18 protein-coding genes are annotated in these 24,089 nt (G+C 64.7%); 9 read left to right on the top strand and 9 right to left on the bottom strand.

Going from position 1 to position 24,089, the window contains the following annotated elements:
- Position 1: 1 nt before the first annotated feature.
- From KNN17_RS09920 to KNN17_RS09905, 4 genes are all read left to right on the top strand, one after another.
- Positions 2 to 205, top strand: coding sequence for a hypothetical protein (locus tag KNN17_RS09920; protein WP_078105172.1), 204 nt, complete (start codon positions 2 to 4; stop codon positions 203 to 205).
- A gap of 103 nt (positions 206 to 308) precedes the next feature.
- Complete coding sequence (locus tag KNN17_RS09915; RefSeq protein ID WP_241708630.1) at positions 309 to 1,478, top strand: carboxylate-amine ligase; 1,170 nt, start codon at positions 309 to 311, stop codon at positions 1,476 to 1,478.
- Between the two features lie 26 nt (positions 1,479 to 1,504).
- The gene (locus KNN17_RS09910) at positions 1,505 to 1,957 is read left to right on the top strand and encodes a DUF1003 domain-containing protein (protein ID WP_241708628.1); all 453 of its coding nucleotides are present in this window, start codon (positions 1,505 to 1,507) and stop codon (positions 1,955 to 1,957) included.
- Between the two features lie 62 nt (positions 1,958 to 2,019).
- Positions 2,020 to 3,129, top strand: coding sequence for an AI-2E family transporter (locus KNN17_RS09905; RefSeq protein ID WP_241708626.1), 1,110 nt, complete (start codon positions 2,020 to 2,022; stop codon positions 3,127 to 3,129).
- Positions 3,130 to 3,149: 20 nt separating this feature from the next.
- Here KNN17_RS09905 and KNN17_RS09900 read toward each other — a convergent pair whose 3' ends face one another.
- Both KNN17_RS09900 and KNN17_RS09895 read right to left on the bottom strand, forming a co-directional pair.
- Entirely contained in the window at positions 3,150 to 4,463 is a 1,314-nt protein-coding gene (locus KNN17_RS09900) for an alkaline phosphatase family protein (RefSeq protein ID WP_241708625.1), read from the bottom strand.
- A 91-nt stretch (positions 4,464 to 4,554) separates the two neighbouring features.
- Positions 4,555 to 5,139: a histidine phosphatase family protein gene (locus KNN17_RS09895; RefSeq protein ID WP_241708624.1), complete on the bottom strand. Its 585-nt coding sequence runs from the start codon at positions 5,137 to 5,139 to the stop codon at positions 4,555 to 4,557.
- 462 nt (positions 5,140 to 5,601) lie between these two features.
- On the opposite strand from KNN17_RS09895, the gene KNN17_RS09890 reads away from it, so the two are divergent.
- Positions 5,602 to 7,260 carry a phosphodiester glycosidase family protein gene (locus KNN17_RS09890; protein ID WP_241708622.1) on the top strand — a complete coding sequence of 553 codons (1,659 nt, stop codon included), beginning with the start codon at positions 5,602 to 5,604 and terminating at the stop codon, positions 7,258 to 7,260.
- A 10-nt stretch (positions 7,261 to 7,270) separates the two neighbouring features.
- Here the strand turns inward: KNN17_RS09890 and KNN17_RS09885 are convergent, their stop codons facing one another.
- Positions 7,271 to 8,242 (bottom strand): magnesium transporter CorA family protein, encoded by a 972-nt coding sequence (locus KNN17_RS09885; RefSeq protein ID WP_241708620.1) that lies wholly within the window; start codon positions 8,240 to 8,242, stop codon positions 7,271 to 7,273.
- A 145-nt stretch (positions 8,243 to 8,387) separates the two neighbouring features.
- Here KNN17_RS09885 and KNN17_RS09880 point away from each other — a divergent pair, with 145 nt between their 5' ends.
- The 3 genes from KNN17_RS09880 (at position 8,388) to KNN17_RS09870 (ending at position 16,342) form a co-directional block, all read left to right on the top strand.
- Complete coding sequence (locus tag KNN17_RS09880; protein WP_241708619.1) at positions 8,388 to 8,564, top strand: CsbD family protein; 177 nt, start codon at positions 8,388 to 8,390, stop codon at positions 8,562 to 8,564.
- A gap of 175 nt (positions 8,565 to 8,739) precedes the next feature.
- The gene (locus tag KNN17_RS09875) at positions 8,740 to 13,569 is read left to right on the top strand and encodes an NAD-glutamate dehydrogenase (RefSeq protein ID WP_241708618.1); all 4,830 of its coding nucleotides are present in this window, start codon (positions 8,740 to 8,742) and stop codon (positions 13,567 to 13,569) included.
- 616 nt (positions 13,570 to 14,185) lie between these two features.
- Complete coding sequence (locus tag KNN17_RS09870; protein ID WP_241708617.1) at positions 14,186 to 16,342, top strand: bifunctional polysaccharide deacetylase/glycosyltransferase family 2 protein; 2,157 nt, start codon at positions 14,186 to 14,188, stop codon at positions 16,340 to 16,342.
- Between the two features lie 12 nt (positions 16,343 to 16,354).
- Here KNN17_RS09870 and KNN17_RS09865 read toward each other — a convergent pair whose 3' ends face one another.
- The 4 genes from KNN17_RS09865 to KNN17_RS09850 all read right to left on the bottom strand — a co-directional run bounded on the left by KNN17_RS09865 (position 16,355) and on the right by KNN17_RS09850 (position 20,002).
- The gene (locus KNN17_RS09865) at positions 16,355 to 17,947 is read right to left on the bottom strand and encodes an AMP-binding protein (RefSeq protein ID WP_241708616.1); all 1,593 of its coding nucleotides are present in this window, start codon (positions 17,945 to 17,947) and stop codon (positions 16,355 to 16,357) included.
- A 113-nt stretch (positions 17,948 to 18,060) separates the two neighbouring features.
- Positions 18,061 to 18,441, bottom strand: a complete 381-nt coding sequence (locus KNN17_RS09860) for a YegP family protein (RefSeq protein ID WP_241708708.1) — start codon at positions 18,439 to 18,441, stop codon at positions 18,061 to 18,063.
- Between the two features lie 204 nt (positions 18,442 to 18,645).
- The gene (locus tag KNN17_RS09855) at positions 18,646 to 19,509 is read right to left on the bottom strand and encodes an HNH endonuclease (protein ID WP_241708615.1); all 864 of its coding nucleotides are present in this window, start codon (positions 19,507 to 19,509) and stop codon (positions 18,646 to 18,648) included.
- 28 nt (positions 19,510 to 19,537) lie between these two features.
- On the bottom strand, positions 19,538 to 20,002 hold the full coding sequence (locus KNN17_RS09850; RefSeq protein WP_241708614.1) for a GatB/YqeY domain-containing protein: 465 nt from the start codon (positions 20,000 to 20,002) through the stop codon (positions 19,538 to 19,540).
- A gap of 171 nt (positions 20,003 to 20,173) precedes the next feature.
- Between KNN17_RS09850 and KNN17_RS09845 the strand changes: the two genes are divergently transcribed.
- Complete coding sequence (locus KNN17_RS09845) at positions 20,174 to 22,669, top strand: ATP-dependent Clp protease ATP-binding subunit (protein ID WP_241708613.1); 2,496 nt, start codon at positions 20,174 to 20,176, stop codon at positions 22,667 to 22,669.
- On the opposite strand, the gene KNN17_RS09840 is transcribed toward KNN17_RS09845, so the two are convergent.
- Positions 22,666 to 23,580: an SDR family oxidoreductase gene (locus tag KNN17_RS09840; RefSeq protein WP_274619695.1), complete on the bottom strand. Its 915-nt coding sequence runs from the start codon at positions 23,578 to 23,580 to the stop codon at positions 22,666 to 22,668. The genes KNN17_RS09845 and KNN17_RS09840 overlap by 4 nt on opposite strands.
- 17 nt (positions 23,581 to 23,597) lie before the next feature.
- Complete coding sequence (locus KNN17_RS09835; protein ID WP_241708609.1) at positions 23,598 to 24,074, bottom strand: SRPBCC family protein; 477 nt, start codon at positions 24,072 to 24,074, stop codon at positions 23,598 to 23,600.
- Positions 24,075 to 24,089 lie beyond the last annotated feature (15 nt).

The following is a 24,089-nucleotide window of genomic DNA, read 5'->3' as shown; positions in this document are numbered from 1 at the left end:
CATGAGCTACAAGTATCGAACCGTCCGCGTTCGCGGCACCGAGTTGGTAGGAACCATCGCCCGGAAACACGGCAGCGCGCCGGAGATCTACGAAACCTCGAAGGACGCCAACACATCGGTTGTTCCCGTGTACTTCCAGGCGACCGGCGAGATCCGATTCTTTGACAGGTCAGTCCTGGAAGACGTCGTGACGCCGGCCAGCTGATAGCAGCACTTGCGCGCCTCGGACACAGGCGAGAGACGTTTTACTTCAGAGGTCCTGCGACTTGTGGTCATCGGCGGCAGCTTTTGTGGCCCACACTTGGCAAGTGCGTACTTTTGGCGTTGAAGAAGAATTCCTGATCGTAGATCCCCAGAACGGCAGTCCCGTGCCCCTCGCCGGCGATATCTTGCGCCTTCACGGCGCCGGCCTCCAGGGCGTGGCTCCTCCTGTCGGCCCGACGCTGGCGATCGAGCTTCAGCAGGAGCAAGTCGAAGTCATCACCTCGCCGCACAGCAGGCTGAGTGGGCTCGCCGCCGAAATACGGGCCGGACGTTCGTACGCCGATTCGCTCGCCCGGAAGGCGGGGGCCCGAATTGCCGCTCTCGCGACATCGCCGCTGGCGGTCACGCCGCATGCGACAAACACTGAGCGCTACGACGCCCTCCTGGAAAAGTTCGCCTTGACGGCCAGAGAGCAGTTGACCTGCGGATATCACGTCCATGTTTCCGTCGACTCGGATGAGGAAGGCGTCGCAGTGCTGGACCGGATCAGGTCGTGGCTCCCGGTGCTGACTGCCCTGAGTTCGAATTCACCGTTCTGGAACGGGGCCGACAGCGGTTATGCCAGTTTCCGGACCCAAGCCTGGAACCGATGGTCCAGCGCCGGTCCCACCGATGTCTTCGGATCAGCCGCGGCTTATCACTCCTTGGTGGCGGACCTGTCGGGTACCGGGGTGGTCATGAACCCGGACTTTGATGCAAGGCTTTCCGTCCGGCACCCTACAGTCGAGATCCGTGTGTCGGATGTTTGCCTTGATGCCCGCGATTCCGTCCTGATTGCGGCTTTGGTGCGTGCTTTGGTGGAGACTGCCGCCAGGGAATGGCAGTCCGGCCAACTGCCGGACATGGTTTCTGCCACGGTCCTGCGCCAGGCCACGTGGCGGTCGAGCCGTTTCGGCCTGCACGGAGAGTTGCTCGACCCGATAACCCACAAGCCCGCTACGGCAGCGCATGTCCTCGGTGCTCTCCTCGCCCACGTCCGCGATGCCCTCGAAGAGACTGGGGACGCACTCTACGCCACGGACGGTTTGCAGAGGATCTTCAGCCAGGGCACGGGAGCCGCCCGGCAACGGCAGGCCTACGAACGCACCGGCAGCTTCGCCGGAGTCGTCGCATACGCAACAGGCGTTACCCACCTCGACCCCGCTGATCACCAGCACAACGGCGAACCGTACCTCGCTTCTGAAGCAGGGACTGCCGCGCTCGTTGCGGGCTAGCTGGTCGTGCCCCGTTAGGGTGAGGCATGAGCGATAAGGGAAAGACCTGGCACGAAAGCCACAAGGAATCACTGACGAAGGGTCAACGCGCCGCGGATGTCATGCGCAACGGGATGGGCAGTTGGCCGTTCGTCGGCGGTTTTGTCGGGTTCATGATTCTCTGGGCGGTCATCAACAGCTGGGCGTTGGCGAACAACTCGTGGGATCCATATCCCTACATTTTGTTGAATCTCTTCCTCTCGATGCTGGCAGGGCTGCAGGGAGCCATCCTCCTCATCGCCGCCAAGCGCCAGGATGCGATTGCCGCGGTGATGTCCCGGCACGATCATGACACCAACGTGAAATCCAAAGAGGAAATCGACCTGCTCATGGCCATCAACAGCCAGCAACTGGAGATCCTTAGGGAACTTCAGGAACTGGCAGCCGCAGGGAACATCAGGATCGACACAAGCGCAGGCAAGAGCTTGGAACGTTCTTAATGCACGATGGCTAAAGGCACGACGGCGGGGCATCCGCGCCGGAACCACCAGGAAGGAACTCCATGACTGAAAGCAATGACTCGCCGAACAAGCCCAAAATGTCAGCGATCTGGTCTGACGGCCTGGGCCGCGCCGGGATCCGTTCGGCACAGATGCTCCTGGTTATTACCTTTGTTTCGGTGATGGTGTATGCGATGACCAGGGTGCCGCTCGTCATGATCCCGGTCACCATCGCGCTCATTCTTGCCTCCGCGATCTCACCTCTGGTGCGTTGGCTGACTGACCACCGGTGGCCACGTGCCCTTGCTGTCGCAGCATCGTTTGTGGGGATCCTTGCTGTTTTCGGCGGGGTCATCACCGGAATCGTCTTCCTTATCAGGGCGCAATCCAAGGAACTTGCCGTGAAATTCACTGCCGGTATCGACCAATTGCACCAATTCCTGAACAACGGGCCCTTCCGAGTCAGCGACGAGCAACTCCGCTCCGTGGCCGATTCCATCCAGCGCTTCTTCACGAGCAGCAGCTTCGGTGCCGAAGCGCTGACCGGCGCCCGTACTGTCGGTGAAATCCTGGCCGGCCTGGTTCTCATGGTGGTGATCTTGTTCTTCTTCCTCAAGGACGGCGAGAGGATCAGGACGTTCCTGTTCGGATTCCTTCCGGCGGCCCATCGCGGAAAGGCGCACCTGGCTGCGGAAAGAAGCGCCACCGTGCTGGGAGGCTATGTCCGGGGCACAGCCCTGATCGCAGCAGTGAACGGCCTGATCATCGGGACCGTCCTGGCTATCCTCGGTGTCCCGCTCGCCCTGCCCCTGGGCGTTTTTGTGTTCATCGGCGGGTTCATTCCCATCATTGGTTCCACCGCGGCAGGTACCCTCGCCGTAGGTGTCGCCCTGATCTCGAACGGTCCGGTGACCTCGCTCATCGTCCTCGCTGTTCTTGTGGCGGCCAACCAGCTAGAGCACCATTTCCTCCAACCCGTCCTGATGGGCAAGGTCCTGAGCATTCATGGACTGGCCATTTTGCTGGCATTGGCCATCGGCACGATGCTCGCAGGGATTATCGGTGCCTTGTTGGCAGTGCCCACCGCAGCTGTTGCCTGGACCGCCATCAAGACGTGGTCGGGGCGCGGTGAAGCGGCCGGCATCGAGTCCGGCGATGGAACCGTGGCCTGAACAGAACCCAGGGCCAAATGCTACGGTTGCGCGAGGAGTTCGTCGTGTAACTGCTGCAGGTGGGACGGTTGTTCTGCCAGTGCCCTCGTGGTCGGCGGAGGAGCAGGTGCCTGAACGCCCGCGAGGGGGTCGTCGGTGCGGGGGACGGCGAGGCTCAAGGCCGCGCCGACGTCGGGCGCCGCTGCATCCCGGTGGGTGAGGGGCGGCAGATTCCATCGATGTTCGACGGTCGCCAGGATGCTGGTGTGATCAAGCGGGACAGGACCTGGAGCCCGGAAGACGGTGCCGCCCGGGATGAGCGGACTGATCAATACCGTCGGCACCCGCACCCCGAACCGGGTGAAATCGAAGCCGAATTCCCCTGGGATGTTGTCCGGCGGCGTCGCGCCCCAGGCCGGAGCCACGTGGTCGTAGCAGCCGCCGTGTTCGTCATACGTGACGATGAACAGGGTGGAGTCCCACGCCGGCCCGTCGTGGACGGCGCGATAAGCGTCGAGCAGGAACTGCTCGCCGAGCGCGACGTTGTAGTTGGGGTGTTCGCTGTTGCCCGTCGAGGACCAGGAAGGCTCAAGGAACGCGTACGCGGGCAGCTTGCCGGCCGCAGCGTCGGCTTGGAAGTCCGTAAACAGGCCAATGTTCGACGCCGGAGCGTGCCGGGTGTCGTCGAAGTCGAGTTTCGTCAAGGGCGACGCGGTTTCGCCATAGATCTTCCACGGAATCCCGTGGTTGCCCAGGTGCCCGAAGATGCTCGGTACGGTGAACCGCTTGGCCTTGTCATCAAGGTTGCCCTGGCTGGTGCCGGCACAGGCGAAGGCCCGGTTGGGCATCGTCATGGTGGGAGCTGACGCGAACCACGCGTCGCAGACGGCGAATCCCTTAGCCATTGCCGACAACACGGGCAGGGTCTCCGGAGTGAAGCAGCCCATGATCATGTGCTCCGTTGTTCCCGGCACCACATGCCAGCCCTTGGCCAGGTTGTCCTTGATGGCGCCGGCATAGTTGCTCACAAAGCCGGTCATGGACGGAACCGTCCCCGCTTTCGGCGCGGCGGCGGTGCCATAGAGCTGTTCGTTCGTTGCCTGGTATCCCTCTCCGGGGTCGGCGCCCGGCATGAAGTAGACGTCAGGAGTGGAGGGGAGCAAGCGATAGACGCCCACTTGACTGCCATCGGTTCCGGGGCAGGACTCCGTGCCGGTCAAGCCCTCGAACGGGTCGCCCGCGGGGGAAACATTGCCGGAATCGGCATAGAGGTATCCGAGCATGTGATCGAATGAGCGGTTTTCAAGCATCAAGACGACAATGTGCTCGACGGCGTTGAGACCGGTTGCCGCCACGGTGACCATCCCCTTCGGAAAGAGTTCCTGTGCGTGCTGAACAGTCTCCCACGCCGCTGTCCTGGCGGATATGCCTTCGGTTCGGCGGTGTTCAGCCGGGAACGTTCGCCATGACGCGTTCACCATTGAAGTATTCGAGCCGCCACCCGTCAATGGCATGGTGGTGGGCAAGGTTGAGCACGGCATTGTCGATGCTGTCCAGGGTGCGGCCGACCGCGCGGCCGAGGCTCAGACGGAGCAATGTCCCATGGGCGACAACAAGCACGCGTCCGCCGCGGAACTCTTCGGCCAGGGCTTCCAGCGCGGCCAAGCCGCGGGACGCTGCTTCCTCCTCGCTTTCCGCCCCGCGGAAGCCTCCGGGAATGCGCAGTGCTTCCAGTTCTGGTCCTGCGCGCAGGCCCTCGGCAGGCCCGAAGCGGCGCTCGGTGAGCTCAGGTATGTGGCGGTCCACGCTCAGCCCCAGCCCTGCAGCAATCAGCGCGGCGGTTTCCGCGGCCCGGCTCAGGGGGGACGACACGACGGCGTCCCACTCGTCACCGGAGAGGACAGCGACGGCGTCGCGCGCCTGGCCGCGGCCGACCCCGTTCAGCGGGATGTCGGTGGATCCCTGCAGCCGGCGCTGGGCATTCCAGTCTGTCTGGCCGTGGCGGACGAGGGCAAACGTAGTCTGGGGCATGCTGTCCATTCTGCCTTGAGTCCTTCGACGTGGCTCCAAGCCGGAATCCGGGATTCCACCGAAGATCTCTCGGTTAACCGCCTATAACTCTTTCATTAACCAGCTGTTCATAATATTGTGCGTGTGGGGACTGAGGGGCAGCTCGTACCCACGCCAATCTGGACAAATATCAAGGGGGAGTTGTGTCCAACAGCCAGCAGTCGCCTGACGAGCCACACGACGTATCGCAAGGTGATACTCAAGAGTCGTATACGGACGCCGCGGCGCCCAAGGATGGTTCCTTCGACCCCGTGGGGTTAAGCCGGGTTCCCAGGCCCACCGTCGGGGTCTGGCGGAACCGGGATTTCTGGCCGTAGGGAACATGCCGCGTACAAGTGAACGTGGCATGAAGGTTCGGTCAATAGGCATCGTCAACCCGTAAAACCGGCCCGGGCGACGGCCCGGTCTTTATACGGTGGACGCATGAATGACTCCCTTAAGCACCGCACTGCCCTCACCGGCGGACTGGTCGTGGCCGTCGTGTCGGCGCTCCTCAGCCCCGTGAGCCCAGCCCAGGCGGATGATGGCCGGATTGGTGACAACGGCTCGGATCAGAGTTCGCACCTCAACCTTGGCGCCGCGGACCTTCCCGAGAGCCGGACGGTGACGACCCTCGCCCCCGGCGTTACGTTGACCAAAATCAGCCGCGGCGGAGCGGACTCTTCGCTTTTCTGGACGGCCGAAGTGGCCATTCCCGCGGATTCGCCGGATCCGGATGCTCCGGCGTCGGCGCTCTCAAGCCAGGACACCGCCCAGCGCACGGCGGACAAGCTCAAGGCTGGCGGCGTCGATGCCCGCGTTGAACATGTCCAGTCTCCGCAGCTTGCCGACGCCGGAGGCGATCTGGGTTACCGGGTCCGTGCCGGCCACCTTGCCGCGCAGGCCGACGGCGCGGCCCTCGTCGCGCAGATCAAGGCCGCCGGTTTCGCCTCCTCCGTGATCTACACCGGGTGGGACGGCGACGCCGGGACCAGCACCACGACGCGCGGACCGTGGAACCTTGACGTCATCACGGTCGACCCGGGGAAGTACCAAGGCCAGCTCGCCGCCTCGTTCGGCCCGGATCTTGAGAAGCGGGAGACGACCAGCCAGTTGGCATCGGACGCCCACGCCCTCGCGGCTGTCAACGCGGGCTTCTTCGTCTTCGACCCGAAGGCCGGCGCCGAAGGTGACCCCGCCGGCGTCGGAGTGTACAGAGGGAGGGTTCTCAGCGAAGCCGTGGCGGACCGTCCGGCCTTCGTCATTGACGGAAAGAAGAATTCCAGCAGCATCCAGCGGCTGACCTGGGCGGGGAAGGTCTCCGCCCCTTCCGGGGAAGCCGCTCTGGACGGCATCGACCGGGTACCCGGCCTGATCCGCAACTGCGGAGGCGCCAACGACCTGCCTACCTCAGGCCCGCTCCAGGACGTGACCTGCACGAACTCCAACGAGCTCGTCACCTTCACTCCGGAGTTCGGTCCGACCACGCCTGCCGGTCCAGGCCTTGAAGTGATGGTAGACAGCCATGACACCGTTACCTCCATCGCCGATACCCGTGGCGCGGCCGTCCCTGCGGGCGGACACACCATCCAGGCCACCGGAACCGACGTCGCACGGCTCCGCGCCCTCGCTCCTGTAGGCGCGAAGCTGAGGATCGACGCCGGACTGCTCGGCCAGGACGGGAAACCCTTGCACACGAACAAGGCCACGAGCGTGGTCAACGGCGGCCCGCTGCTGGTCAAGGACGGCAGTGAAGACGTGACGGTGCGGCATGACGGCATGGTGCACCCCAACGATGGAAACAGCTTCTACTACGGGTGGGTCCACAAGCGGAACCCCCGGACCTTCGCCGGGACCGACGCCCAGGGCAGGACCATGCTTGTAACCGCGGATGGACGATCGACTGCCTCGCTGGGACTGAGCCTGAAGGAAGAGGCGGACGTCGCACTCTCGCTCGGCATGGTCCAGGCCATGAACCTCGATGGCGGAGGTTCAACAACAGCGGTTGCCCAAGGGAAGATCCAGAACAGCCCGTCCGGCGGATCGGAACGTGCCATCGGGGACGCGCTGCTGGTGCTTCCGGGCCGCAAGGACGGACAGTAGGGCTCCCGCGCTAGATCCAGTCCCGCTTCTTGAAGGCCAGGTACAGGAAGATCGAACCGCCGGCCATGAGTGCACTGGATAGCCAGAGACCGTAATCGTTCTGGAAGCCGAAGAACGGCACGTTCTGCCCGAAGAAGCCTGTCACTGCTGTGGGGACGGCGATGATCGCGGCCCAGCTGGTGACCTTCTTCATGACCAGGTTCATCTGGTTCCCCTGGATGCTGATGTGGGTTTCCAGGATGGTGGTGACCAGGTCGCGGAGCGACTCCGTCCATTCCGAGGCACGCAGCACATGGTCGTAAACGTCCTGCAGGAAGGGCTGCATCGCCGGGCTGCAGCCGACCAGGTCCTCCCGCCGGAGGAGGGTGTTGAGGACTTCACGCATGGGCAGGACGATGCGGCGGAGCCGGACGAGGTTTTTGCGGAGTTCGAAGGTCTTCCGCTGCAGGTCGTGGTCAGGGGAGTGGTCCTCGAAGAGCGACTCCTCGAGGGCGTCGATGTAGCCATCGAGCTCCTGGACGGCATCGAAATGTCCGTCGACGATCATGTCCAACAGGCCCCAGAAGAGGAATGGGACCCCGTGCTGCGCCAGGTCGGGTTCGGCGTCCCAGTGCGCCGTCAGCTTGTCGGTGTCGAACCCGGGCCCGTGCACGGTCACGAGGGCGTTGTGGGTCACGAATGCCGAGAGCTCGACGACGGCCAGTTCGCCGGTGCCGGGCTGCAGCGCCGCCTGGTAGGCCGAGAGGAACAGATGGTTCGGGTACCGGTCCAGTTTGGGCCGCTGGAAGTCGTGGACGGCATCCTCGACGGCGAGGCGGTGGAGCCCATATACCGTTTCGACGCCGAGCAGGTCATCCGCCGTCGGGTCCGTGTAGTCGATCCACAGCACCACGTCATCCTGGCGGGCCAGGGCTTCGATTTCGTGGGCGCGGACGTCGTCGCGTTCGAGTTTGCCTTCGCGGTATAGCCGTATGAACACCATCCGCCCCATGGTACGGGACGAGAATCCGTGCTTCCTGAGTGGTGAGGTTTCCCGGCGGGGACGTGCCTTGCCGGACTTCCGTCCCTACAATTTAAGTGCGGCCTCACGGTGTCCTGCCGCGGGCCGCCGACTAAGGAGAGCCATCATGGGTTGGGGTGAGAGGATCCATCACGCTGCCGGGAAGCTCCATGGCAAGGCCACGGAAGCGGCCGGCGAGGCCACCGGCAATGACCGGCTGAAGGCTGAGGGCAAGTCCCGTCAGGTCCGGGCCGATCTGAAGCTGGCAGGCGAAAAGATCAAAGGCGCCTTCAGGAAGCACTAGTCTTCCGACGCCGACAGCAGGGCGCGGGCCATGCGGCCCGCGCCCGCATCATGCATTGTGGCCTCATTCCACTACTGGACGGGGTTCCCGCCGCCCGCCATGATGAATGAAGGCGCGGGGGCTGGATCGTCAACCGCAGTTTTGCGAGTGGTACCCGCAGTGGAGGCGCGGTGACATGGCACGTAAATCGGTCCCGGCGGAGCAGTCGGATTCAGTGGATTCCTTTGAGCCCAGCGAAGATTTCCTGGCCGAATACTTTGCCCAGGTGCCCACGGAGGATCTGCGGAGCTACGGTTCCGAGACGCTCCGCGCGCGGGCTGCGCACCATCTGAAAGTGTCGTCCCCGCGCCCGCCCGGGCAGGCCGTCGTCGGGATCCTGACCGAATTGGATGCGAGCGTCATTGCCGTGGTGGCAGAGGACATCCCGTATCTTGTCCACTCCGTCACGGCGGAGCTCACCCGCGGCGACACGCCGATCACCCTGCTTGTCCATCGTAGCTTTCGGGTGCTTCGCGACCCGGTGAGCCGCGAGCTGCTGGACGTCCGGCTTGGAACGTCCGTGGAAGGCGAAGCCCCACCGGAGGCCGGGGAAACAGAGGTCTGGATTGCTGTGGAGATCGGCCGGCTGCCGGACGCGGCGGCCGTCAGTGAACTGACGGAAAACCTGCGAAGAGTGCTGGATGATGTTCGGGTTGCCGCCGAAGACGCGGCCGCCATCCGCGGCAAGGTCGCGGAAGCGGTAGCCTCCGTGGACGGATTCCCGCGCGACATGGTGCCGCCCCCTGAACAGCTCAGTGAGCTGCTTCTTTGGCTCGACGACGGAAACTTCCTGTTCCTTGGTTACGCCGAAGAAGAACGCACGACGGCGGGCGGCCAGGAAAGTCTCTCCGAACGGCAAGGTTCCGGGCTGGGTCTGTTGAGGCGGCCGCCAAGGGACGCCAGCGGAGGCGACTGGCCCGGCTTACCCAACATCCGCGGGTCCCAAGCCGTCGCCCTTTCCACCTCGGAAGTGCGGTCCACAGTCCTGAGGCGGTCCTACCTGGACGAAGTGCGCGTGCCGATGTTCGATACCGCCGGCCAGGCCACAGGCGAACGGCGCTTCTTGGGGTTGTTCACGTCCGGCGCCGCGCACCAGTCGGTCGTGCGGATTCCGGTCATCCGCGAGAAAGTCCAGGCAGTCAGCGTGGACCTGGGGTTTCCGCCCCGGTCGCACCAGGCCACGGACTTGAAGGCTGTCCTGGAGACCTTTCCGAGGGACGAGCTGTTCCACATCGAGGCGGCTGAGCTCGCGGGCCTCGCGGACGAAATCCTTCATGCCGAGGTGCTGCAGCGGATCCGCGTATTCCTTCGTCCGGACAGTCATGGACGGTTCGTGTCCGCCCTCGTCCTCTTCCCGCGCCGCCGCTACAGCACGGCGGTCCGACTATTGATGCAAGAAGAACTCAAGAGGTCGTTCGAGGCGGACTCTGTCGACTTCGAGGTCCGACTGACCGGGTCAGCCATGGCCCGGGTGTTCTTCCGGATCCATGTGGGCGCGGCGGCGCGGGACGTCCGGGCGGGCGGCACCGACGTCGTCGACGCCTCCCGGCTGGAGCGGCGACTCATAGCTGCCACGCGTTCATGGTCGGACGCGCTCGAGGACGCAATCCGCGACCGCTTCCCGGCGGCGGAATCCGCAAGGCTCGCCGGGCTTTGGCCGGACGCCTTTCCGCCTGGTTATCGCGCGGTCCACGAGGCGGAGGCCGCCGTCGGGGACATCATCAATTTCGAGACGTTCGACCTGGACGGCGCGGGCGGCAGGCCATACGGGGATCCGTTGCTCACCGTATATGTCAGGAAGGACGCGCCGACCACGCTCGTCGAGGACGCCCGGATCCGCCTTTACCTGACACGGCCCAGGAGCCTCACGCAGATCCTGCCCTTCCTGCACAACTTCGGGATTGAAGTGCTGGACCAGCGGCCATTCGAGCTTCGGCGGAGTGGCCGGGAGCTGTTTCTCTACGACCTCGGCGTGAAGTATCCCGGCGGCGTTGACCCTGAGGAAACCAGCGGACTGCTCGCGGATGCCTTCGCGGCCGCCATGCGGGGGGACATCGAATCCGACCGGATCGACGCCCTCGTCATCCGGGAACGGTTTGCGTGGCGGCAGGCCGTCATCCTGAGAGGCTACGCGAAGTACCTCCAGCAGTTGGGGACCACCAACTCGTACGGATTCATCGCCGAGACGCTCGTCGCCAACGTCCGGGCGACCCGCGCCCTCCTGGCGCTGTTCCACGCGAAGTTCGATCCCGGGCTGGACGAAGCCGACCGCGACAGGGACACCGCAGACGCGAAGAGGGAATTGTTGGCCGCGATCGATGACATCCCGGTCCTCGACGCAGACCGTCTGCTGCGCACATTCATGAACCTCGTGGAAGCCACAACGCGGACCAACTACTTCCTGGACAAGGCCCACTTGAGCTTCAAACTCAATCCGGCCGCGATCGCCGGTGCGCCGTTTCCACGTCCGAAGTTCGAGATCTGGGTGTACTCGCCGCGGGTGGAAGGCGTTCACTTGCGATTCGGGACCTTGGCACGCGGGGGTTTGCGGTGGTCTGACCGAAGCGAGGATTTCCGGACAGAGGTACTGGGACTGGTCAAGGCACAAAACGTGAAGAACTCCGTCATTGTGCCCACAGGGGCAAAAGGAGGCTTCTATCCCAAACGGTTGCCGGACCCCGGCGCGGACCGCGAAGCCTGGCTCACTGAAGGCCTGGATTGCTACCGAATCTTCGTCAAGGGCCTTCTGGACCTCACGGACAATCTGCTCACCACAGACCGGGGAGAGTCAGTGGTGCCACCGGCCGGCGTGGTACGCCATGACGGCGATGATTACTACTTGGTGGTTGCAGCGGACAAGGGAACAGCGTCATTTTCGGACGCAGCCAATTCGGTCGCCCAGGAGTACGGTTTTTGGCTCGGCGACGCGTTCGCGTCCGGGGGATCCGTGGGATACGACCACAAGCAGATGGGCATCACGGCCCGTGGGGCGTGGGAATCCGCGAAGAACCATTTCAGCGAGCTCGGCATGGATTCACAGACCGGGGGCTTCACCGTGGGCGGCATCGGCGACATGAGCGGCGACGTGTTCGGTAACGCGATGCTGCTCTCGCCGCACATCCGTCTGGTGGCGGCCTTCGACCATCGGGACATCTTCCTTGACCCGGACCCCGATGCGGCAGCTTCCTTCGAAGAACGCAAGCGTCTCTTCCGTCTTCCGCGTTCGTCCTGGGCCGACTACGATCCTTCGCTGATCAGCGCCGGCGGGGGCGTCCACTCCCGCCGGTCCAAGGCCATCGGGATCACCGAGCAGGTCCGGACTGCCCTCGGCCTGGAGCCGGGGACGTCCTCGCTGCCGCCCCACGCGCTGATGCAGGCGATTCTCCGGGCACCCGTGGACCTGCTCTACAACGGCGGCATCGGAACCTACGTCAAAGCCTCCACGGAAAGCCAGACAGACGTCGGAGACAAGGCCAACGACGCCATCAGGGTCAATGGCAACGAGCTGAGGGCCCAGATCGTGGCGGAAGGCGGGAACCTGGGCTTCACGCAGCGCGGCCGGATAGAGGCAGCCCTCGCCGGCGTCCTCCTCAACACCGATGCGATCGACAATTCCGCCGGTGTGGACTGCTCGGACCACGAGGTCAACATCAAGATCTTCGTTGACCGGATGATTGCTGCGCAGAAGATTGGCCCCGACGAACGGGCAGGCTTCCTGCATTCCCTGACCGACGAGGTAAGCCGCCTGGTCCTGGCAAACAACGTTGACCAGAACGTCCTCCTCTTCAACGACCGGCACCTGGCGCTCGAGTTGAATCCCGGCTTTGAGCGGATCATGGACTGGCTGGAAGACGCGGCGGACCTGGACCGCGGCCTCGAGGCCCTGCCGAGCACGGAACAACTCCAGGACAGGCTAAGGGCCGGCACCGGATTGACCTCGCCGGAGCTGTCGGTGCTGGCAGCGTACGCGAAGATCGAGCTGGCCAGGGAGCTCACCGCGAGCGACCTCGCCGATGATCCTTGGTTCAAGCGGGTCCTTCGTGGCTACTTTCCACGCCAATTGTCCGAGCGCTTTGATGCTGAGCTGGACTCCCACCCCCTGCGTCGGCAGATCATCTGCACGGTGGTGGCCAACGACATGATCAACCTTGGAGGGATCACCTTCGCTTTCCGCGCCATCGAGGAAACCACGGCCGCCGCCGCGGCCGTGGCGAGGGCCTTCGTCGTTGTTCGCGAGGCTTATGGGCTGCAGCGCTTCGTGGACAGGGTCGCCAGCCTGCCTCCCGGGTTTCCCGGCGAACACAGAGCCGCGGTTGCCCTTCCACTGCGCAGGCTCCTCGACCGCGCAACCCGGTGGTACGTGACACACGATCACCGGGACCAAACCATCGACGAAGCCCTGCGGAGGATCGGGCCGACCCTGGACCTGCTGCGGACCCGGACCACCGAATTTCTCCGCGGCTCGGACCTTGACCGCGCGGAGCAGAGGTTAACGCATTGGAACGACGCCGGGATGCCGGGTGATCTGGGGCGGCGGGCCTCCGATTTGTTGGAGAGCTTCTCCCTCCTGGACATCTCGCTCGTGGCGGAGCAGGTGGAGGAGCCACTCACCACGATCGCCGACATGTACCACACGGTCATTCATTGGATCGGCGTGGGAACGCTGTTGCTGCGCATCACTGACCTGCCAAGGCAGAGCCGGTGGGAAGCCTTGGCTCGTGCGGCCTTGCGCGACGACGCCTATTCCGCCGTCGTCGACATCACCGTTTCCGTCATGCGGGCCACCCGGGCAAGCGGCGACTCCGGCGCCTCCGCCGTGGACCGCATTGTGGAGTGGGAGAGCGGACGCCAAGAGCAACTGGGGAGGATCAAGGACACCTTCGTGGAGGTCACCAAACCCGGGCAGGTGGACCTCGCGTCGATCTCCGTGGCCCTGAAACTCCTGCGCACGCTGGCGAAGCGCTAGGAGGCTCCTTTGAATACACTGCCAGCGGAACGACTTCGCACATGACGTTTTTGGGGTAGGCAATGCGAATCCTCTAAGGTTGGTGCGCGATGGCAGCTTTAAATGAAACGCCCGATCAATCGGGGCCCGCGCCGCGTGGGCCCGTCTTCGTCGACGCATCAGGCCGGCGCCTGCGCAGGCTCAAGCTGATTGGGCTCGGAGCCCTCGGGCTCGTGGCAGGGTATGTGCTCCTCCTTCTCGTTGCGTTCATGGGAGGGCCTAACGTTGCCGCGCCATACCTGCCCCTACCGACCGCAGCGAAGCCCCCGGCGCCTGATCCGGTTGCCCCAGTGGCCCGGGATCTTCCGTCATCCCCACCAGCACCGCCTTCTGCCGGAGCCGGGCTCCCAACCGGGGGTGCTCGGTTGCCTGCCCCTTTGGCGCCGACGACGCTTGAGGCTCTGGTGACTTCGCCGTCGTCCGTGCCCGTGGCACCAGCGCCTACCGGTGCGACCACGCAGCAGGCTGCCCGTTTCGCCCCGATTACCACTCCCGCGCCCGTCACGTCGCCGACGAGCCCGGGCAAGAGCGGGACGGCTCCGGGCCAGGCCACGAGACCGTTCACGCCTACGCACCCGTGAGTGCGCGCCGCTTAAGCAAGCGCAATGCTCCGGTCAGCGTCAAGGCACACTGGTTCATCCTTGTGGCTGTCCTGTTGGCGCTGGCTGCTGCCCTCGTCGTGCAGGGGTACATGCATCACCTGGCAGGGATCGGCGATGACTCCGTCGCTGCCGGCGGGTCTGCCGGGTCTGTCCCGGACGCGGTCTCGCACGGCGGCCCGGTGGTCGATTCCCGCGGCGGGACCGTCCGTACGGTCAGTCCACCGGACCGCACACTCGCCTTGACCTTTGACGACGGTCCGGACCCGGTGTGGACGCCCCGGATTCTCGACGTTCTCCGCAAGCACCATGTCCATGCCACGTTTTTCGTGGTCGGTTCGGCCGCCATCGACAATCCAGACCTTGTGCGCCGCATCCTGGCGGACGGTAACGAGATCGGCGTGCACACGTTGACTCATGCGGACCTGGGAAGCGCCCCGGCGTGGCGCCAGCAGCTTGAAGTGCAGGGCGACCAGCAGGTCATCGCCGGAATCACGGGCCGCGCGGCAACGCTCCTGCGGCCGCCGTACAGCTCCGAGAACGACGCCGTCAGGGACGGCACCTGGACGGCAATGCGCGCGGCCGCCAATCAGGGCTACCTCACGGTCCTCACTACCCGGGACAGCGAGGACTGGCAGCGGCCCGGCGTCGCGACGATCGAGAAGAATCTCACGCCCTCAGGCCCGCAGGGCCAGGTGCTCCTCATGCACGACGGCGGTGGAGACAGGGAACAGACGGTCGCCGCCCTCGACTCCGTCCTCACGAAGTTCGCGGATCAAGGGTTCCGGGTCACGACCGCGGGAGACGCCGTCGGAATCGCGAGCATGCGCGATGCCTCCGCGGGGGAGCAGGCCAGCGGATCCGCGTTGATATGGGGAATCCGGCTCAGCGACTTCTTCATCACCGCCATCTCGTGGGCGCTCGTTGCGGCCGGAGTGGTGACGGTGGTCCGGGCCGTCCTCGTGGTGGTGTTCGCGGCGCGCCACCGGAGAGCGGCGCGACGCTCGGTAGCGGCCGGCCGCAGTCGGCGCCGGGTGGACGTGCCGGTCCGGCCTGAGGTTATCGAGCCGGTCAGCGTCATCGTCCCCGCGTACAACGAGGCGGCCGGCATCGAAGCCGCAGTCCGATCGATCTTCGCCTCGAGCCATCCGGTGGAGATCATCGTGGTTGACGACGGGTCGACCGACGATACCGCGGACATCGTGGAAAGGCTCGGCCTGCCGGGCGTCACACTGATCCGGAAAGAGAACGGCGGCAAACCGTCGGCCTTGAATGCCGGGCTTGCCGCCGCCAGCCACGAACTTGTGGTCATGGTCGACGGCGACACCGTCTTCGAGCCGGAAACGGTCCACGCCCTCATTCAGCCTTTCGCCGACCCTCGGGTGGGCGCAATTTCCGGTAATACCAAAGTCGCCAACCGCGGAGGGATCCTCGGCGCCTGGCAGCACATCGAATACGTTGTCGGCTTCAACCTGGACCGCAGGCTGTTCGACATCGCCGAGTGCATGCCCACCGTCCCAGGGGCGATTGGCGCCTTCCGCCGCGATGCACTCTTCCGGGTGGGCGGAGTCAGTGACGACACCCTTGCCGAGGACACGGACCTGACCATGTCGCTGTGCCGCGACGGCTGGCGCGTCGTGTACCAAGACGATGCCAGGGCCTGGACCGAAGCACCCGCAAGCCTCGGGGCGCTGTGGAAACAGCGGTACCGATGGTGCTACGGCACGCTTCAGGCGATGTGGAAGCACCGTGGCGCGGTTCTGCAGGGCGGCGCGGCCGGCAAGCTCGGCCGACGCGGGCTTGGCTACCTGCTCGTCCTGCAGGTCCTGCTGCCGTTGTTCGCACCGGTAGTGGATGTCTTTGCCATCTACGGCCTGATCTTCCTTGATCCGGTCCGGATCGCGGCACTCTGGCTTGACTTCCTCCTGGTTCAATTCCTCATGGCGGCCTATGCGTTCCGGCTCGACAATGAGTCGCTTCGCCCACTGTGGACCCTTCCGCTTCAGCAGTTCGTCTATAGGCAGCTCATGTACCTCGTCGTCATCCAGTCGGTAGTCACGGCCTTGGCGGGCGCGCACCTGCGATGGCATCGGATGGAGAGGTATGGAAGCCTGCGCGTGCCGCCGACCGCATAAAGCGGTAACCTCCTAGCCCTTCGCGCGCAGCTCCCGCCGAAGGATCTTCCCCGACGCCGACTTCGGAATCACCTCGACGAACTCGACCGATCGCACGCGCTTGAACGGCGCCATGTGACCGGCGACAAACTCCATGACGTCCCCGTCCCCGAGCTCGGCTCCCGCCTGCCTGACGACGAACGCCTTCGGTACCTCTTCGCCGTCGTCCGCGTGGATGCCGATGACCGCGGCGTCCGCGATACGCGGGTGGGTGAGCAGGAGGGCTTCGAGCTCAGCGGGCGCGATCTGGTAGCCCTTGTACTTGATCAGCTCCTTGAGCCGGTCGACGATCGTCACGATGCCGTCAGCCGTGACGGTCGCGATGTCGCCCGTGCGGAGGAATCCATCCGGGTCGATCGTCGCAGCGGTCGCATCGGGCCGGTTCAGGTAGCCGAGCATGACCTGCGGGCCGCGGACGAGGAGCTGTCCCGGGGCGCTCGGTCCCTCAGCCGGGACGTCGATCTCCTCGTCAGTGGCGGGATCGAGGAGCTTGCACTCCGTGTTCGGCACGGTGTAGCCCACCGAGTCGAGGGGGATGCGTTCGGCGCCGTCACGCGGAATGGCATGGGATACAGGGCTCAGCTCGGTCATCCCGTAGCCCTGGAGCATCGTGCAGCCGAGCCTCTTCGCGACGGCGTGCCCCAGCTCGCCGTCGAGGGGCGCCGCTCCCGAAAGCACCGCGCGGACGGAGGAAAGATCGTATTGGTCTACCAGCGGATGCTTCGCCAGTGCGACGGCGATGGGCGGCGCGATGAAGAGGTAGGTACAGCGATGGTCCTGTGCGATGCGGAGGAATTCGGCGAGGTCGAACTTCGGCATCGTGACGAGCCTGGCCCGCTCGCCGAGAGCGAGATTAAGCAGCACCGTCAGCCCGTAGATATGGAAGAAAGGCAGGACGGCAAGCAACACGTCGTCGGGAGTCACCCGGAAGAAGGCGCTCGACTGGGCGACGTTCGCCACGAGGTTGTACTGGCTCAACAGGACGCCTTTCGGCGTGCCGCTCGTGCCGGACGAGTAGGGTACGACGGCGGCGGCGTGCGGATCGACGCTGAGCGTCGGCGCGGGAAGGCCGGCTTCCAGCACGTCCGCGAGCGAGGGATGCCCCGCGGCAGTGGTGAGGTCGCCGCCGTCGAGCACCACGAGCCGTTCCGCAGGAATGCCGGCAGCCAGCGCCGCGGCCTGCGCACGCTCGAGGAACGGCGAGACGGTGAAGAGCCAGGAGGCGCCCGCGTCGCTGAGCTGGCTGCCTACTTCATCGGCGGTATACAGCGCGTTGACCGTGGTGACGGCGGCGCCCGCACGGAGGACACCGTGGAAGACGACGGCGAACGCCGGCACGTTGGGGCAGAAAAGGCCCACGGTGGTCCCGGGGCCGGCCCCGTGGCTTGCGAGCCAGCCTGCGGTGGCATCGATTCGGCTGACGAGTTGCCGGTAGCTCATTTCCGCACCGGATGTGCCGTCCACAAGTGCAATCCGGTCAAGGTCCTCGTCGCTCAGCCCACCGAACAGGTACTCATAAATGGTGACTTCGGGGATCTCTACATCAGCGTACGGGCTGGTGAACATGGCGGCTCCTTCGACGCACGACGCCGGGAGTCGCCGTCGTGCGTCCATTACACCCGGCGGTGCGGGGCCCGGACAAGGCCTGCCGCGGCCGGATGCCCCTTCAGCGGAAGGGTCTACGCCTCAACCAAGTCTGCGCGGGGCGCGTCGACCAAGGCGGGAGTGTGCCAAGGATGGCCGCTCCGGTCCCTTTGGGGGAGTGGTTTATGGTGCCGCGGGGGAACGGGAAGAGGCGGCATCGGTGGCTTAGGCGGCATGGGGGCAGGATTGGGTTGCCGTACGACGGGAACCTGTGGCGCGGCTGCTGGTCCGCGAAGTGGGACTTCGGGGCATAGATCGGTGATCAGGCCCATTCCTGCATATTCGCGTACGTCACTGATGCCGCACACTGCGGCCCGCTTGTCCGGAAAGGACCTGGAGACGGCCACCACCGTTCCGTCCGGAGCCTTGAGCCTGAATCTGAAGCTCGTGTCCTCGTCGATGAAGAGTTCAAACATCCCGGTCATGCGTATCCTCCCGAACAGCGGGCGGCGCGTGACGCCCGGTAGGTTTCGCCGGGACCGGGGCGCGACGTTGCGCCCCGGTCTTTCAGCCGGCAAATGGATCATCTCACTCACAGTGCATGGTGCTCGCCACACGGTGTAGTTAACCAAAATACGGTGAAGAACCCTGGCTGGCTAGTGCTCGGGACGGAACGACGTTCAATGCTGCTCGAGGATCCTGTGCGCGTCGTCCTGTGCGGTCAAGGCCCTGTCGTCTAAAATCCGGCCCGGCAGGTGTCCGGCTGCGGCGATCGCCCGCCGCAACTCCGCCACAGTGCGGGGATTGCCCACGCCCCGGTGCGCCATGGCGTGGCAATTGGCACACAGCGGCACGAGGTCCGCTATGGGATCCAGCCGGTAATTGCCGCCAAGCTGTGAAACGGGAACCACGTGGTGGACGTGGATGTAGTCCTTGCCGATGTCGCCGTAGCTTACTTCGAAGGAGAAAGAGCACGCGGCACAGGACGTTCCGTGGAAAGCCAAGCAGACGCGACGCGCTTCAGGGTCCCGTTCGTAGCGGTTCGTATCGATCCGGCTGACGGCGTCCTCCGGGTAGGTTCCGGGGACGATCCGGCACGGTTCCGAGGCTGCCGGCCCGTGCTCTCGCCACAAGCGCTGAAGCCGCGGTTCCGACTCTGCCGGAATGGACCGCCCAGAACCGCGGAAGGTATTCCAGGCCACATCCGGCACTTCACTGGTGAGGACACTGGATGGTATTTGGCTGCCCAGGGGGAGCACGGCGTCGAAGGACACGCTGACGTACCGCGCACCGCTCTTCGGCCCGGTGCGTTGTGGCGCCTCGTAGCTTTCGGACATCACCACGCCGTGTCCGATCAGCCCGCGTCCGTGCTGGCCCTCGCCTTGCAGGAGAAGCCATGCCTGGCTGCCAGGCTGGATCTTCCGGTGCCGCCCGACGTTCCACCGCTCCAGGAATTGCCCTGTTTCGGCGACCTGCTCGATTACAGCCTCGTAGTTCCAGTCGTTCCCAAGCCGTGGATTCCATCCCAGGATGATGGCCACCATGGCTGCTCCTCCCTGCGTGCCGGTGAAATTATGCGAGTCGGTTTCGGACGATTTCGCTGACGGCCTTGCCGTCGAAGCGGCCGGCGACCTTTGCCGTGACGGGCTTCATCACGGCGCCCATCTGCCTGACCGAGAGTTCAGTGCCACCGGCCTTCAACGCGGCGATTGCCTCGTCGACGATGTCCTCGACTTCGGCGGATGTCAGCATTGTAGGCAAGTAGGCCTCGATGACTTCGGCCTCGGCGATTTCCGCCGCGGCGCGTTCGGCCTCTCCGGCCTCCGTGTAAATGCGGGCCGTGTCCCGGCGCTTGGCGGCTTCCTTTTGCAGCAGCGCCGTCACCTGGGTGTCGTCCAACTCGATGGGTGTCTTGCCGGACTTCTCACGCGTCTCGATTTCGCCCAGGACGTTGCGGACCGTCGTGAGCGCAGTTTTGTTGCGATCCTTCATGTGGACTACGACGTCAGCATGCAGGCGTTGCTTCAAGGTGCTCATGGTAATTCCCTCTACTTGGTGATTGTTTTCATTCTTCACGGTCTGGAGCGTCTGTGCAGAAGAGCCATGCGGCCGGCCGGTCCGGTATCTAAAATTCTGCCTCCGGCGATCCCCCAAGAAGGCCCTCCGCGACGTAGCATCAAGGTAGGCGGCTGCCAGGAGTGTGGCGAAATGTTTGAGAGATTTACGGACCGTGCCCGTCGCGTTGTTGTGCTTGCCCAAGAAGAGGCACGCATGCTCAACCATAACTACATCGGTACCGAGCACATCCTTTTGGGTCTGATCCAGGAGGGTGAGGGGGTTGCCGCCAAGGCGTTGGAGTCGATGAGCATTTCGCTCGATGGCGTCCGCGAGCAGGTACAGGAGATCATCGGCCAGGGCCGGCAGGCCCCGTCGGGTCACATCCCCTTCACCCCGCGCGCCAAGAAGGTGCTTGAACTCGCACTTCGGGAAGCCCTGCAGCTCGGCCACAACTACATCGGTACCGAGCACATCCTGCTCGGCCTCATCCGTGAGGGTGAAGGCGTTGCCGCGCAGGTCCTCGTCAAGCTTGGCGCCGACCTTGGCCGGGTCCGTCAGCAGGTGATCCATTTGCTTTCCGGCTATGAGAGTAAGGACCCCGGCGGAACGGTCGCCGGACCGAGCCAGCCCGAGGTGGCTCCGGCCGGTTCGGTGGTGCTGGACCAGTTCGGCCGCAACCTGACCCAGGCCGCGCGGGAGAACAAGCTCGATCCCGTGATCGGCCGCGAGCTGGAGATGGAACGCGTCATGCAGGTCCTCTCCCGCCGCACCAAGAACAACCCGGTGCTGATCGGTGAGCCCGGCGTCGGCAAGACCGCCGTCGTCGAGGGCCTTGCCCAGGCGATCGTCCGGGGCAACGTGCCCCAGAGCCTGAAAGACAAGCAGCTTTACACGCTCGATTTGGGGTCCGTGGTGGCCGGTTCCCGCTACCGTGGTGATTTCGAAGAGCGCCTGAAGAAGGTCCTCAAGGAAATCCGGACCCGTGGCGACATCATCCTCTTCATCGACGAGATCCACACGCTCGTGGGTGCCGGCGCTGCCGAGGGTGCGATCGATGCCGCGTCCATCCTCAAGCCGTTGCTGGCCCGTGGTGAACTCCAGACCATTGGTGCCACCACACTGGACGAGTACCGCAAGCACATCGAGAAGGACGCGGCACTGGAGCGCCGCTTCCAGCCGATCCAGGTCCAGGAACCGTCGGTGGCCGACACGGTCGAGATCCTCAAGGGCCTGCGTGACCGTTACGAGGCGCACCACCGGGTGACCATCACCGACGGCGCCCTGGCGGCCGCGGCGAGCCTCTCGGAGCGTTACGTTTCGGACCGCTTCCTGCCGGACAAGGCGATCGACCTGATCGACGAAGCCGGCGCCCGGCTGCGGATCCGCCGGATGACCCGTCCGCCGGAGCTGAAAGCGATGGATGCACGCATCGCCGAGGTGAAGATGGAGAAGGAGTCGGCCATCGACGCGCAGGACTTCGAAGGCGCCGCGTCGCTGCGGATGAAGGAGCAAAAGCTCGTCGCCGAACGCAGGGAAAAGGAACTGAGATGGAAGTCCGGCGGCATGGAAGGCCACTCCGAGGTAGACGAGGAGCTGATCGCCGAGGTTCTGGCGAATTCCACCGGCATCCCGGTCTTCAAGCTCACCGAGGAAGAATCCAGCCGTCTCCTCAAGATGGAGGAGGAACTCCACAAGCGCGTTATCGGGCAGAACGAAGCCATCAACTCGGTGTCGCGGGCCATTCGCCGCACCCGTGCGGGCCTGAAGGATCCCAGGCGTCCGGGCGGCTCGTTCATCTTCGCCGGACCTACCGGCGTCGGCAAGACCGAGCTCGCGAAGGCCCTGGCCGAGTTCCTCTTCGCTGACGAAGAGGCCCTCATCACGCTGGACATGTCCGAGTACTCCGAAAAGCATTCCGTGTCGCGTCTCTTCGGTGCCCCTCCGGGCTATGTCGGCTACGACGAGGGCGGGCAGCTGACCGAGAAGGTCCGCCGTCGTCCGTTCTCCGTGGTCCTGTTCGACGAGGTGGAGAAGGCGCACTCCGACTTGTTCAACTCGCTGCTGCAGATCCTCGAGGACGGCCGCCTGACGGATAGCCACGGCCGGGTGGTGGACTTCAAGAACACGGTGATCATCATGACCACCAACCTCGGCACCCGCGATATCTCCAAGAGCGTCGCGACGGGCTTCCAGTCCGGCACGGACACCACCACCGGTTACAACCGGATGCGGGCCCGGGTCACGGAGGAGCTCAAGCAGCAATTCCGTCCCGAGTTCCTCAACCGTGTTGACGACGTCATTGTCTTCCCGCAGCTCACGCAGGACGAGATCATCGAGATTGTTGACCTCATGATCCGTCGGCTGGAGCAGCATTTGGCCGACAAGGACATGGGCATCGAGCTCACGGACGCCGCCAAGGTCCTCCTGGCCACCCGCGGATACAACCCCGCCATGGGTGCGCGGCCGCTGCGCCGGACCATCCAGCGCGAGATCGAGGACCAGCTCTCCGAGAAGATCCTCTTCGGCGAACTGCACCCGGGTGACATCGTGGTGGTCGACGTAGACGGCGAAGGCGACGACGCGAAATTCACGTTCGCCGGCAACGCCAAGCCACGCATCCCGGATGCGCTGCCCGCCGTGGGCTAGGACGAGTCGACCGACTGCCCCGTCCTGCCGCCGTCGGGCCTTTCCCGGTCAACCTTGTGCCCGAGGCCCGCGAGCAGGCGTGCGACGGCGTCCTCCGCGGTCGGCGGTGGGCCGAAGACATCGCGCTGGCGTGAGGTGTCGGCGACATAGCGGCCGGTCTGGAACCACTCCATCATCGCCCCGAATTCCGGTCCCATCTGGCTGACCGGGTTCAGGACGAGCTCGATCTGGCGGCCGAGCATCTGACCGGAGATATCGGCGATGTCCTGCATGGTTACCGGCCGGTTCCAGCCGATGTCGATGCGTTGGCCCTCGATGCCGCCTGCGTCGACTGCGGCTGCAAGGTATCCGGCGAGGTCACTGGCAAGAACGTATGTCAGGGGGACCGTGGACGACCCGAACCACATGAGCCGCCCCTCGCTGAACGGGTCGCCGAAGCGGGTGATCTGCTCAAGGAAAGCGCCCGGACGCAGGGCTACGAACGGGACCCCGAGTTCTTCCAGACGGTCCTCGGTCAGCTTCTTGTGCCAGAAGTGCGGGACATCCGGAGTCTGATCGCAGGTGAGGATGCTGGTGAGGACAAATCGGCGAGTACCGGCGCGGCTGGCCGCATCGACGAGGTTGATGTTGCCCACCGTGTCGGTGAGAGGGGTGTCGCCCTCCCGATGGTGGGTGTATCCGGCCGCTGAGGTGATCACCGCGTCGACGCCGTCCATGGCGTGCGCAAGCGATTCCGGGTCCATCATGTCGCCACGTACGATCGTGGCACCCAGTTCTTCGAGGCGGCCCGCATCCGAACCGGGCCGCACCAAGGCGCGGACTTGTTTACCTCCCGCCAGCAGCCGGGACACCACCTGGCTGCCGAGCATCCCGGTACCGCCGACCACAAGCACTGGTCCCGGGTCGGTCATTGTTGACTCGGAGGGCGTCACGGTTGCGTGCCTGTGGGGCCTTGATCCTCCACCTGGCCACGCCACCCTCCGGTTTCGGCTCCACGCGCCTCGATGAATTCCTTGAACTTCTTCAGGTCCGCCTTTACCTGCATCTCGTCTACTTGGAGCGCGGCTCCGGCCTTCTCCATGAAGGTTTCGGGCGCCCACTCGAAATGGACCTTGACGTGGGTGTGGTTGGCGTCCAGCGGCGAAAACCTGATGATGCCGGCGTGCGATTTACCGTCAATGCTGCGCCAAGCAATCCGGTCGTCGGGTTCCTGGTCGACGATTTCCGTGTCGAACTCCCGTTCCACGCCCCCTATCCTGGTGACCCAATGGTTGGTCGTGTCGCTCAACTGGGTTACGGATTCCACACCGGACATGAATCGGGGAAACGACTCAAACTGCGTCCACTGGTTGTAAGCGGCACGGACGGGGACATCCACGTCAATGGCTTCTTCAACCTTTCGCATCTTTCCTCCTCCGTT

This window comes from Arthrobacter bambusae (genome assembly GCF_022606295.1).
Classification (GTDB): domain Bacteria; phylum Actinomycetota; class Actinomycetes; order Actinomycetales; family Micrococcaceae; genus Arthrobacter; species Arthrobacter bambusae_A.
The sequence above is the reverse complement of the archived record's forward strand: the minus strand, read 5'-3'. Positions and strand labels throughout refer to the sequence as shown.